Consider the following 13032-nt stretch of genomic DNA (forward strand, 5'->3'; position numbering starts at 1 on the left):
ATTACTTAGCGAATGCCTCCTCCAAAGTTTTTACAGAATCTGTCGTCAACACAAGTTTCGTTGCGTTCAATACATCGTATGTATTCAACTCAGAAGCAACGATTACTTTTGCTTTCTTCAAGTTTCTGCTTGATAAATAAACATTGTTATTGTATGCTGGCAATACCAATAAGGTTTTGTCATCAGCAATGTTCAATGCGTTTACTAAAGCCAAGTAGTTTTTAGTTTTGATGGTATCGAAATTGATTTCGTCCAACACAACTACATTATTTTCTTGTGCTTTGTAGCTCAACGCTGATTTACGTGCCAATTGTTTCAATTTTTTATTCAATTTGAAAGAATAGTCACGTGGTTGAGGACCGAATACACGACCACCACCATTGAACAAAGGAGATTTGATAGAGCCCGCACGAGCACCACCTGTACCTTTTTGCTTGTGTAATTTGCGGGTAGAACCAGCAATCTCATTACGTTGTTTTGATTTGTGTGTTCCCTGGCGTTGGTTCGCTAAGTACTGTTTCACATCCAAATAGATCGCATGGTCGCTTGGCTTAACACCGAATACCGACTCAGGAAGCTGCACCTTGGCACCTGTTTCTTTTCCTGATAAATTAAATACGTTAATTTCCATCTCTCTCTACTTGTCTACGATTACATAAGAACCTTTGGCTCCAGGAATGGAACCACTAACCACGATTAGGTTTTGCTCAGGGTAAACTTTCAACACCTGAAGGTTTTGAACTTTTACTCTCTCACCACCTGTACGACCCGCCATACGCATCCCTTTGAATACGCGTGAAGGCCAAGATGAAGCACCTAATGAACCTGGTGCACGCAGTCTGTTGTGCTGACCGTGAGTCGCACCACCTACACCACCAAAGCCATGACGCTTCATTACACCTTGAAAACCTTTACCTTTAGAAGTACCGACTACGTCGACAAACTCGCCTTCTTCGAATAAAGTTACATCTACAGTGTCTCCTAGTGCTTTCTCATCTTCGAAAGTTTTGAATTCCACTAGTTTACGCTTAGGAGCCACTCCCGCTTTTGCGAAGTGTCCTTTTAGAGGAGCTGACGTATTCTTTTCCTTAGCATCATCATAGCCAAGTTGAATAGCAGAATAGCCATCTTTCTCTACCGTACGTATCTGCGTTACCACGCACGGCCCAGCCTCGATTACTGTACAAGGGATATTCTTCCCTTCTGTACTGAACAGGCTGGTCATTCCTACTTTTTTACCAATAATTCCTGACATGTTATAAAATAAATTAATTAAACGTCCATCGAAGCAGTAGGGCTTCGCTCAAGACACACTTCCCCCATTTAGGGTTTGCAAAGGTATACAATTTGTTATAACTATCAAATAGTTAGTGTATTATTTTTTAAAAGTTATTCTTCTTCCGCATTTCTGTCAAACGGTAATGTTCAGGGATCAGCCTGATCAATTCAAGAAAAATAAAAGAAGATTACAAAAATATGCTGACATACTGTTGTCATTTTCAGGTCGTAGGTTTGCAGCATACATTTATCAATAACATATTATCATGAGCACATCACTTATCTCAAAACATGACTTATTAACCCACTGGCTTGGACATCGTAACCTGACGCGCCGCGTCATTGAGAAGTTTCCAGAAGATCAATTATTCACCTTCCACGTCGAAAACATGCGGACCTTTGCAGATCTTATTAAAGAATTGCTTAGCCTAGCTGTACCGGGACTGGAAGGCATCGTACATCAGGAAACTAAACCCTACGATCACGATTTGCCTTATAATACTAAGGAAGCATTATTGCAAGCGTGGGACGAGGCAACCCCACAAATTGAAAAGTTGTTCCTACAGATTCCTGAAGAGCGCTTTCCAGAAGATTACAATTTATTTGGGCAGTACAATTTCCCAATCATTTACAACATCCTATATTTTATCGACAACGAAGTACATCACCGCGGACAGGGTTTTGTGTATTTACGCATGTTGGGGATCGAACCGCCTTTTTTCTGGGATCGTGAAAAGAATTAGACTTTATCAATAATTACGGATAGGAGCTTTGCTTGGCGAAGCTCCTATTTTTTTAAGGCGTACTTTCACGCCACTTTTGTAGGCTATCGGCGATCAGCTCTCCTATTCTATCGCGCAGACTTGCCGGTTCGACAATTCTGGCCTGATCCGCAAACATCAAAAACCATCGGGCGAAATAACCATCAAGATTGTCCGTCAGGAAATGCATTTCGATAGCATCTTCCAATACGACTTCATGCGTAAATCCATAATTCACCCGATCCCAGTTTAGGTATCTTGCAATAGCATGATCGACGTGAATAATTACTGCTATTTTGGGTGCTTGATTTTTCTTCGCTAAATAAAAAGCTAACTCTTGATGCGCCTTGGTAAAGGAATCTGTCGTAAGTCTAATGTAGTGTATTCGATCCAATCGAAATTGACGGTAATCTTGTCTGAGCTGGCAGTACGCCATGACGTACCAAAACCGTCCTTCAATGAAGACACCAACTGGTTCGATGATGCGTTCATCAGGTGATCCGTTGGCTGGTTTTTGATATCGAATGTGTACACATCGTTTGGACACGATACTTTCAATCAAGACGCTCAACCCATCGGGCACTTCTTGGTTGAACACATTCTCCATTCCTTGCACCAGCAACTGCGTATGCGCTTCTTCCAAATGCTGTTTTTCAGAATACCTCAATAAAGCCTTCATCTTACTAATCGCGGTCGCAAAATTATGAGCCAACTGTTTGTCGGTGTACTGACTGACTAATTTCTCGGCCGCCACGAAACTCAATGCTTCCTCTCGCGTAAAGGGGATTGCCGGAAGTCGGAACTCTGGCATCATAGAATAGCCAGTACCGGCTTCGCCATAAATTGGGATGCCAGCTTGCAGCAGAGATTGCACATCGCGATAGATTGTGCGCACGCTTACATTAAATTTATTAGCCAATTCCGACGAGGTGACGAGTCGTTTTGTCTGCAAATGAATGTAAATGGATAATATCCTATCGAACCTTTTCTTGATATCTGACATGCTTCTCAAAGATACATATTAGTACGAGGCCTCCATATTTGTTAAAAGATTGTTAAAGGATATGTCCGCTTTTAAAATGGCACAGATCTTGTAAATAAACTAGTATTCATAATTTAGGTTAATAATTGGTTAGTTAGTGAAACACCTGAAGTTCCCCGCTTCAGGTGTTTCTTTTTTGGCGCATATTGCAGATTATAGAGTTGAGAAGGTCAATAGTGTTGATATCTTAGATTGCTATAGTCTTATCTCGCTTTGTTTTTGTATTATCACGCATTAATCTATCCAACCTGGATTTTGTTGCAAAGAAGTATTTAGATCTAGTTCCACACGTGGTATAGGCCATGCATACAGCTGATCGCCAACCCAATTGTATGGAGCTATTCTTGTTCCCCATACTTCCTTTATACCATTGCCCTCGTAAAATGTGGTTTGTCGAAGCGTTTGCCACCTCATCTCATCAAAGAAAATAACACCTTCACCCATGAATTCCCTTCTTCGCTCATCACGAATTTCATCGCGGAGTGATGCTTGATGCCAACTATTATCCAACAATCCAACTCCGGCTCGCGCTCTTACCTCATTTATTTTGGCAATAGCATTAGTAACTTGACCAAGTTCATTCAAAGCCTCTGACCAGAGCAATAAAATATCTGCGTATCTCATCACGATATAATCATATCCGCCACTAGTGCGATCAGGAATCGGAGGATTTCCACCTGTATACACAAATTTTCTAGGCAGGTAATAAAACCTCGCCACTATATCAGTCCTGAGGTCAAATGGCGAGCCTATTCCCAAATCTTGTCTAAACGGCCATCTATTGGTAAAAACCTGATCACTACCGGCATTATCCCCTAGAAATGTAGCATATGGCAAAATAACGTTCGCGGCTAATCTTGGATCTCGATTAGTGTAAGCCCGCCGAATTCTTTCTTCGTTCTGAGTTGGCAGATACAAAGAAAGGTTCAACTGCCTATTTTGTGCGGCTGTTCGCTCTCCATCTGTCAAATTATTTCGCAAAAAATAAATTTCTCTCTGTGCAGGTGTCATTTCATTGTATCCAGCGATATGATCATTCCAACTAAAAGGGCTACCGTCTGCCATTTGATAGAGATCGACTAGATCTGGGTGCACTAAATAAGTATTCCAATTGGATCCAAAAGCAGTCCGAGAACCAAATGTAAATTGATAATCGGAGCCATAACCGGGTATCGGCGCGTTTTGAATACTAAAGATGATTTCTGGGGCTTGTTCGTTGACATCCAAAAATAGTTCTTGATAGCTAGGAAATAAGGTATGTCCAAGCTCCTGCACTATTCTAAAATCCTGAATCGCACTCTGCCAATCGCTTAAGTACATATACACTTTTCCTCGTAATGCATATGCAGCAGATTTGGTGATCCTACCATAGTTGGCGCTAGCAGCCGGATATCGATCGGGCAGATTGACTTCGGCGATACAATCAGCAAGATCGTTGAGAATGAATGTCCAAACTTCTTGTTCACTATTTCGAGGCAAAGTAGCTCCATTCCAAACAATGGGCTCTGTGTAGATAGGCACCCCTTTAAATAGTTGATTAAGTCGATAGTAATAAAATGCCCTTAGAAATTTGACTTCGGCAATTAACCTCCCCTTCTTTGTTTCCTCTGTGGGCGAGATATTTACAATACCATAAAGAGCGTTGTTTGCTCGCTGCACACCTTCATAAAGATTCTGCCAAGTATTAGAGAAAATACCCGTCGATGAAGTGGCATTACCGTTTGTCAAAGCAGAATTATCTCTTCCCTGCATTGTCACATAAGAATCGAATTCATACAAGCGAATTCCCAATCGAAGTGCTTGGTAGACTCCATTTACGCCTTGATCTGTTAAATTGTCTGTCAGCCACATATTATTGGTGAGTATTTGCGTGTTAGGCGTGGTATTCAATAAATCTTTATCGCAAGCACTTATGAAAGTTACTCCAACAAGGAAAAGTGCTATAAATGTGCATTTATGACTATTCTTGTTTTTTTTATCTGCATTCTCATACCTATTGTGTTTTAAAAGCCAAAATTTAACCCAAAAGCATACTGTCTCATAGTGGGATACTCCGCACCAGCTCCGACCTCTGGATCTAATCCAGGAAACCGAGTCCACATCAGTAAGTTTTCTCCTGAAAAAAACACACGTAGATTTCTCACTTTTAGACGCTCGGTTAGTCTGTTGTTGAATGTATAACCCACTTGTAGATTTCGCAGCCTTATAAAATCAGCATCGTACAACCAATAATCACTGAATTGCGTATTGATTACTTCATTGGCCGCACCGAATTTCAATCTTGGAAAATAACCGTCTATATTTGTTCTAGGGTCAGTAGGATTATTCGGGTCATAATAGTATCGATTGTCTGCTACTCTTTGTGTAATCTGATTACCAGCAAGCAAGACATTATTATTGTAACCGAGCTCGTTCCAATAGTACTGGAGTCCAAACTCGCCCGAGAAAAGTGCCGCCATATCAAATCCTTTATATGTAAAGCCAAGATTGAAACCAAGAACATATCTTGGCGTAGTTGATGTACCTGTGAAATACTGATCGGAAGCATTACCATAGATGCCGTCTCCATTCAGATCAGCGTAGATGAGATCTCCGTAATACAGTCCAGAACCAAATCGGTCTGCAACATTCATGCTCGCCGTCAGAAAGGAATATCCTGCTTGCTTCATGGCCTGCACCCATTGATAGTCTTGTTCTGTACGAATCATACCGGTCTTAGGACCTCCATTAATATTTACGGTACCGTCACTATTGAAATAAGTGCCATTGCCGCGATAAACTTTTCGCACGTAAAATTCATCGATTTGATACCCTTCTAATACTCGGTTTAGCCCACCCGAAGATACTTCCCCTAAATTGCTAAGCCATATCTGATTTCCTGTTGCATCGAGCACATAACCTTCTTCAAATCGGCCTTCGAAACTTGTTACCTTATTACTATTATAGGCAAAGTTGGCCCCCAATCGATAGGTAAAATCTTTCCCTATTTTGTCTTGCCATCGAACATTAAACTCCATACCCCTATTACTAACTGCGGCTTGATTGTAAAATGGTGCTTCCGTGGTACCTGTTGTAATAGGAACTTGTGCAGGCCGAATGATATTGTTGGTTTGCCGATCGTAGATCGTCGCTTCAAAAGTGGCCCTTTTATTAAATGTTGCAAATTCTAATCCCAACTCCTTCGTTTCGGCCTCTTCCCACTGCAAAAGATCATTCCCAAACCTCACTAATTGCAAACCATTTACCGGAGCACCATTGAAAGAATAATTTACCCCACCATATACACCATGCCAACCATATACATTTAAATTATCTCCACCATCATTCCCTAATCTACCCCACGACCCTCTAATCTTGATATCTTGCACATATGGGTTTACTGGCTCCATAAAAGACTCTTTTGACAATAAATATCCCAAGGCAATAGACGGAAAAGTGCCATATTGCCGACCATACCCAAATTTAGAAGAGCCATCTCGCCTCAATGTAAACTCTGCCAAATATTTGCCATCATAATCATAAGTGACATTTCCAAAAAAAGAACGCATGGCATTGTCAATCTCGTCACCCGTGATACTCACCATCTCGTTTCCCGTCCCGATGTTGGTGATAGTTTCATCAATCAAACCTCGTTGCTGAGCAGAAAAAACATATCGATTGTAATAAAATTCATTGTGCCCCAACACCACGCCGATACTGTGTTCAGCAAATTGGCGTTTGTATCTCAAAACGTTATCAAATGATTTTCTATATCGCCTATCTGTAGTTTGCGACGTAGTTAATGTTGCGGGATTGACTTCACTATTGACGCGTTGCATCGTCGAGAAATCATACATTCCCGATGGATTTGAATAGGCAGTACGTTCATCAAATCTTATTTGATAGTTGAAGCGCGTCTCAAATGACAACCCTTCTACTATCTTGAGATTCGCAAACCACGTTGTATTGAGCTGTGAGATTACGTTACTGCCCATCACATCGTACAGATTTCGCAAGATATTGTTCACCTGTGGCGATTCGCTAGAACCCGCTACCGCTCCACCAAACATGCCCTCGTATCTCGGGTAAATACCAGGCGTAGTTTGTCTCAAAAAGTTGTAGAGAAAAGTGTCACTTCCCCTATCTATGTTTTCCATTGATCCAAATGTATTCGTACCTACGGTCAAGAAGTTTTTTATATCTGTTTCAAAGTTGATTCTCCCTTCATATCTCTTCAAACCGGTATTGTACATAATTCCTGGGTTGTCCAATATCCTGGCAGATAGCTGATATTTTGAGGCTGTCGAACCACCGTTCACAGATATATTATGGTTTTGTAGCCAGCTGTTGTCATAGATCCATTCTCCCCAATCTGTATTAGGATAAGCAACATAATTAGGAAGTCCAGATGGAGCAAGTCCATTCGGATTTTCATTGGCAGCAATCCAAAGATCAATGGCCGTTTGTGGATACATGCCTGCATTGTTACCCACATTGTTCGAAGCCTCATTAGTGAGACGCATGTGTGTGACATAATCGTTTACAAAGACCGGCTTGTTACTCGGTGTCGTGTGAGACATAATTCCCGAATAGCTTATCTGCGTAGCTTGATTCTGTTGACCTTTTTTGGTGGTGATCAGGATAACACCATTAGCAGCTCTTGCACCGTATATTGCTGCTGCCGATGCGTCTTTCAATACAGATATTGTTTCAATATCTTCTGGATTCACAGCATCCATTGCCCCTTGAATACCGTCTATAATTACCAGAGCATTATTGTTGTTTAAGGTACCCGTACCACGAATACGTATCGTTGCTCCATCGCTACCTGGCCTACCATTTCCTTGCTTAACTTGAACACCCGCCGCCAAACCAGACAATGCAGACGAAACATTTGTGACGGGCCTATTCTGTAGTTGATCAGCATTAATAGTAGAAACCGACCCCAGCAATTTGGATCTTGAACGCGTACCGTAACCCACAACAACGACCTCATCGATGAAATCATCGCTGGCATCGAGTGTTATATGCACCGTGCGTCTATTGTCTAAAGGGAGTTCTCTGGCTACATAACCTACATTGGACGCAACGAGCGTATCGGTGGATGGAGACCTAATACTGAACTGACCATTTTCGTTCGTAGCGACAACCACACCGTTAGATTTGACACGAATAGTTGCCCCAGCTAGGCTCTCTCCAAGAGAATTATTGACGCTCCCCGTTACAACAATCTGCTGCTGCGCTACAGTTTCACTTGCAAAGCATAATAAAATGCTCAGCAGACCAATTCGAGAAAAAATCTTCATAATTTAATTAGTTAGCCCCACTGCGACGCAGTAAGTAAACCAAAATACAGAAACAATATTTAATTTAAAAGAAAAATATAAATAAAAACGAAACTTAATTATTCCATAAATTATTGCATTTCTGAAAAAATACTATCAAATCGTGCAAGCGAAAGTATTATTGAGAAAAGATTCATTAGAACGAATACATACACAAAGCGGCGGCATCTTGGAAGATGCCGCCGCTCGTAATATTTAATCTCTAGAATTCTATCTTAGAACTGTCCTGTATTGAGCATAACTAAGGTGCAGGCTTCTACCACTTCGATGCCTGCGGCTGTTGCCTTCTCGCTCAACTCCGGATTCTCCGTACCCGGATTCATAATCAAGCGCTTGGGTTTTGTATTTAGAATATAGTCGTAATAGACGGCTTGATTTCTCGGACCTACATACAAGGTAATCGTATCAATATCCGTATGCACTGTTTCTGCTGGTTCGATTTCTACTCCTGCTACTGATCCTTGTTTCAGTCCAACGTTGACGATAGTGTGGCCTTTGCGTGTTAGTTTATTCGCTACTAAGTATGAGTATCTTGCTGGGTTCGTGCTCGCGCCCAATATCAATGTTTTTTTCATCTTGTATCCAAGTTTATTTAGTTTACCAAATCGCCGTTTGAGTTGTAAGCGTTTTGTCTCAAAATAGGCATTTTCAGGATTTTATACAAGTCATCTAACTGATTTAAACTTCCGTTTGCCATATTAGTTAACAAAACAATGGTGATATCGTTTTTGAGATCGCGCACATATAAACTTTTGAAGCCGTGCCACCAACCGGTGTGGTATACAATCGGGTTGTTTGGCGGACTAAATGTACGCCAACCGTAACCGTAGCTAAACAAGCTGCGACGCGCATCACTACGTGCTACATAACTGGAATCTTGTGTTTCTTGCTTGAGTAAGCGACCATCTCGCAAGGCGCGGTCAAATAAAAATAAATCTTGCACCGTACTATATGCTCCCTTATCTCCAACTGGTCCATCCAAATAATTTTGCACGACCGATCTGCGCCAAGTTTTATCATGACCAATTACATCCGTTGGGATTTTTTCGTATACGGCGCGAGAAAGAATAGCCGTGTTTTTCATTCCGGCAGGCTTGAATACATTTTCTTGCATATACACCGCAAAATCTTGTCCAGTCACCTTCTCCACGATCGAAGCCAACACCATGAAATTGGAATTATTGTAATGGAAACGACCATCTGGCGCACCGTAGCGGTTGGGCTTATGCTCGGCCAATAAGGCCATCGCATCCATATTACTCATTCCTTTCTTACGATCTTTCCAATGATCTTCGGAGAAATACACATAATTAGGCAAGCCCGATCGATGGGACAACAATTGCTGAATGGTGACGCCGGGGAATGGGAAATCAGGAAAGAACTCCGTGACCGTCTGATCCAAGCGTAACTTGCCCGCCTCTACTAATTGCATCACGCCTACGCCGGTTAGTGGTTTTGAGACCGAAGCTAATTCGAATTTGGAATTGACGTTCAAACTGTCTTTCAACAAATAATTCGCCCAACCAAACGCATTTTGGTAAATGATTTTACCTTGCTTGGCTACGAGCACATTACCATTGAAACCCTTTCTATGAAGATTACGCATAAATTGATCGATCTCTGGATCGGCATTCGCCGGATCGTACACGAGGGCAATACTGTCTATGTTGGCTTGCTTTTGCGCCGCCTCTGCTTGTTTCTCTTCTGAGGAGGCGCAGGACGCTAAAATCAATACACTGAATAATATAGAGGATAGGGTAAACTTCACGCTATGGTATTTGCTTAAAAAAATTGAGATAACAAAAAAGCCACTTCTAATGAAGTGGCCTTAAATATAAGAAATCGAGTTACGCCAACAAACGAATTGGCGATTCGATCAAACTTTTTACAGTCTGTAAGAAGGCAGCGCCAGTTGCGCCATCTACTACGCGGTGATCACAGCCTAATGTCACTTTCATCACATTGCCTGGTACTACTGCGCCATTCTTCACGACAGGTACTTGCTGGATTGCTCCTACAGATAGGATTGCACCATCAGGTGAGTTAATGATTGATGTAAACTCGTCGATACCGAACATACCTAAGTTAGATACGGTGAAGGTAGAACCTTCCCAATCCGATGGCTGAAGTTTTTTGGCTTTCGCTTTACCAGCGAAATCTTTTACTTCGGCAGAGATGTGTGATAGTGATTTGCCATCTGCAAAACGTACCACGGGTACTAAAAGACCATCTTCTACTGCGATTGCCACACCGATGTTGGTATGCTCGTTGTATCTTACCTTGTCACCTTGCCAAGAAGAGTTCACCGCAGGGTGTTTTTTCAAGGCTACCGCTACCGCTTTGATCACGATATCGTTGAATGAAACTTTTACTGGAGCAACCTCGTTGATCTGAGCACGAGCAGCCATCGCATTGTCCATATCCAAACTGATCGTTAGGTAGAAATGTGGCGCTGTGAATAATGACTCAGACAATCTACGCGCAATGGTTTTACGCATTTGATTCACCGGTTTCTCCGTATAACGCTCTTCGCCGATGTATTGCGGAATGCTGATGGTGGTTTTCTCGGAAGATGCTGCTGGAGCCGAAGCTTCTTTAGCCGGTGCAGAAGCTGCCGCCGAAGGCGTAAAGTCTTCTACATCTTTCTTCACGATACGGCCGCCCTCTGCAGAACCTTTTACCTGAGTCAGATCAATTCCTTTATCTTTTGCAATCTTGCGCGCCAAAGGAGAAGCTTTCACACGTGAATCATCTGAAGATGATGTGCTCTCTGCGCTCTCTGCTTTTGCGGAAGTATCATCCTTTTTGTCTGCTGACTTTTCTTCTTTCTTGTCTTCGGATGAAGATTTTGATGGAGAAGATTTTTTGTTCAACAATGGCTTGATGTCGGTACCTTCTGGTCCTACGATAGCAATGATCTCATTCACTTGAGCTGCATCACCCGCTTCTACACCAATGTACAATAATGTACCATCTGCGTAAGCCGTCACTTCCATCGTTGCTTTATCCGTCTCTACATCTGCAATCGCATCATCAGATTTGATCGCATCGCCTACTTTGAAGTTCCATTGCGCGATGACACCTTCTTTCATGGTATCACTCAACAATGGCATCGTGATTACGGTTACGCCGAGATCCTCGGCAGTAACATCATCAGCAGCATCTTCTTCTTCCGTTTCTTCTTTCTTATCGGATGATTCTGACTTTGCTTCCTCTTTCTCCTCCGATTTATCTTCTGATTTGCTTTCTTTCGAAGATGATCCGCCGTCTTTCAACAAGGCTTCATAATCTTCGCCTTCTTCCCCTAGAACTGCGATCACAGCGTCGATTGCTACTGCTTCACCTTCTTTAGGACCAATATAAAGGATAGTACCTTCTTGGTAGGACTCGAAGTCCATCGTTGCTTTGTCGGTTTCGACCTCCGCGATCAAATCGCCAGAGTTTACTTTGTCGCCCACTTTTTTGTGCCATTTTGCGATAACCCCTTCGGTCATGGTATCGCTCATTTTGGGCATTTTTACTACTTCAGCCATTTGGTAGGATTCTAATCTATTTAGTTAAAGTAATTATATCAATTATTAATCCATAATGAATGGATAGTCTTCCTGTACGTAGACATCTTTGTAGATTTCAGATGCATCTGGGTATTCAGACTCTTCTGCAAACTTCACAGATTGTTCTACTTCTTTTTTCACGCCTTCTTCGATTTCTTTGAACCACGCTTCGTCTGCGTATTTGTTCTCTAAGATGGCATGTTTTACATTGATCAATGGATCTCTGCCTTTGTACTCTTCTAACTCGTCTTTTGTACGGTATTTAGCCGGGTCAGACATGGAGTGACCTTTGTAACGGTAAGTACGAATTTCTAAGAATGTTGGTCCTTCACCAGCACGTGCGCGTTGTACCGCTTCGTCCATGGCATTGTGTACTGCTACTACATCCATTCCATCTACAGGTGCGCTTGGCATATCGAAGCCCAATCCCATTTTGTAGATATCTTGCATGTTTGTGGTGCGTTGTACAGAAGTTCCCATCGCATAGCCATTGTTTTCACAAACGAATACTACTGGTAATTTCCACAACATCGCCATGTTCAAGGTTTCGTTGAACGCACCTTGACGCACAGCACCATCACCCATGTAACAAATGTTTACATTATTCGTGCCCAAATATTTTTCCGCGAATGCGATACCAGCACCTAATGGAATTTGTCCACCAACGATACCATGGCCACCCATGAATTTGTGTTCTTTAGAGAAGAAGTGCATAGATCCGCCTTTACCTTTAGAACAGCCTGTTGCTTTACCAAAAAGCTCAGCCATACAGGCATCTGCAGAAATACCTTTAGCCAAAGCATGCGCATGGTCACGGTATGCCGTAATCATGGAATCCTCTGGATTGATCACCGACATAGTACCCGCAACTACAGCTTCTTGACCGATGTACAAGTGACAAAAACCACGAATTTTCTGCTGTCCATATAGCTGGCCTGCTTTCTCTTCAAATTTACGCATGAGTAGCATGGACTTATACCACTCTAGATAAGTTTCTTTCGTTATAGGTGTTGAACTCATTTCTAAGTATTGAATTTCTAAGTATTGAATTTCTTATTATTCTGACTACAAAT

10 protein-coding genes are annotated in these 13032 nt (G+C 42.0%); 1 reads left to right on the forward strand and 9 read right to left on the reverse strand.

Annotated elements, in window-relative coordinates; all coding sequences use genetic code 11:
* Position 1 precedes the first annotated feature (1 nt).
* Positions 2-631, reverse strand: coding sequence for a 50S ribosomal protein L4 (gene rplD, locus DC487_RS12730; protein WP_116776331.1), 630 nt, complete (start codon positions 629-631; stop codon positions 2-4).
* Between the two features lie 6 nt (positions 632-637).
* On the reverse strand, positions 638-1255 hold the full coding sequence (gene rplC / locus DC487_RS12735) for a 50S ribosomal protein L3 (RefSeq protein ID WP_066754740.1): 618 nt from the start codon (positions 1253-1255) through the stop codon (positions 638-640).
* Positions 1256-1544: 289 nt separating this feature from the next.
* Here rplC and DC487_RS12740 point away from each other — a divergent pair, with 289 nt between their 5' ends.
* On the forward strand, positions 1545-2021 hold the full coding sequence (locus DC487_RS12740) for a DinB family protein (protein WP_116776332.1): 477 nt from the start codon (positions 1545-1547) through the stop codon (positions 2019-2021).
* Positions 2022-2073: 52 nt separating this feature from the next.
* On the opposite strand, the gene DC487_RS12745 is transcribed toward DC487_RS12740, so the two are convergent.
* The 7 genes from DC487_RS12745 to pdhA form a co-directional block, all read right to left on the reverse strand.
* On the reverse strand, positions 2074-3042 hold the full coding sequence (locus DC487_RS12745) for a helix-turn-helix transcriptional regulator (protein ID WP_116776333.1): 969 nt from the start codon (positions 3040-3042) through the stop codon (positions 2074-2076).
* Between the two features lie 273 nt (positions 3043-3315).
* A complete protein-coding gene (locus DC487_RS12750; protein ID WP_394341841.1) occupies positions 3316-4971 on the reverse strand; it encodes a RagB/SusD family nutrient uptake outer membrane protein in 1656 nt (551 codons plus the stop codon).
* Positions 4972-5084: 113 nt separating this feature from the next.
* Positions 5085-8366: a SusC/RagA family TonB-linked outer membrane protein gene (locus tag DC487_RS12755; protein WP_239016378.1), complete on the reverse strand. Its 3282-nt coding sequence runs from the start codon at positions 8364-8366 to the stop codon at positions 5085-5087.
* 254 nt (positions 8367-8620) lie between these two features.
* Positions 8621-8980, reverse strand: a complete 360-nt coding sequence (locus DC487_RS12760) for a CoA-binding protein (RefSeq protein WP_116776335.1) — start codon at positions 8978-8980, stop codon at positions 8621-8623.
* A gap of 17 nt (positions 8981-8997) precedes the next feature.
* Positions 8998-10173 (reverse strand): serine hydrolase domain-containing protein, encoded by a 1176-nt coding sequence (locus DC487_RS12765; RefSeq protein WP_116776336.1) that lies wholly within the window; start codon positions 10171-10173, stop codon positions 8998-9000.
* A gap of 79 nt (positions 10174-10252) precedes the next feature.
* Positions 10253-11938 (reverse strand): dihydrolipoamide acetyltransferase family protein, encoded by a 1686-nt coding sequence (locus tag DC487_RS12770; protein ID WP_116776337.1) that lies wholly within the window; start codon positions 11936-11938, stop codon positions 10253-10255.
* 45 nt (positions 11939-11983) lie between these two features.
* Positions 11984-12979, reverse strand: coding sequence for a pyruvate dehydrogenase (acetyl-transferring) E1 component subunit alpha (gene pdhA, locus DC487_RS12775; protein WP_116776338.1), 996 nt, complete (start codon positions 12977-12979; stop codon positions 11984-11986).
* Between the last annotated feature and the right edge of the window lie 53 nt (positions 12980-13032).

The organism is Sphingobacterium corticibacter, assembly GCF_003076635.1.
In the GTDB taxonomy this organism is placed as follows: domain Bacteria; phylum Bacteroidota; class Bacteroidia; order Sphingobacteriales; family Sphingobacteriaceae; genus Sphingobacterium; species Sphingobacterium corticibacter.

Coding starts and splice junctions, on each gene's coding strand:
- DC487_RS12770 (WP_116776337.1), bottom strand. CDS start 11,938: ATGGCTGAAGTAGTAAAAATGCCCAAAATGAGCGATACCATGACCGAA.
- DC487_RS12755 (WP_239016378.1), bottom strand. CDS start 8,366: ATGAAGATTTTTTCTCGAATTGGTCTGCTGAGCATTTTATTATGCTTT.
- rplC (WP_066754740.1), bottom strand. CDS start 1,255: ATGTCAGGAATTATTGGTAAAAAAGTAGGAATGACCAGCCTGTTCAGT.
- DC487_RS12760 (WP_116776335.1), bottom strand. CDS start 8,980: ATGAAAAAAACATTGATATTGGGCGCGAGCACGAACCCAGCAAGATAC.
- DC487_RS12745 (WP_116776333.1), bottom strand. CDS start 3,042: ATGTCAGATATCAAGAAAAGGTTCGATAGGATATTATCCATTTACATT.
- DC487_RS12740 (WP_116776332.1), top strand. CDS start 1,545: ATGAGCACATCACTTATCTCAAAACATGACTTATTAACCCACTGGCTT.
- pdhA (WP_116776338.1), bottom strand. CDS start 12,979: ATGAGTTCAACACCTATAACGAAAGAAACTTATCTAGAGTGGTATAAG.
- rplD (WP_116776331.1), bottom strand. CDS start 631: ATGGAAATTAACGTATTTAATTTATCAGGAAAAGAAACAGGTGCCAAG.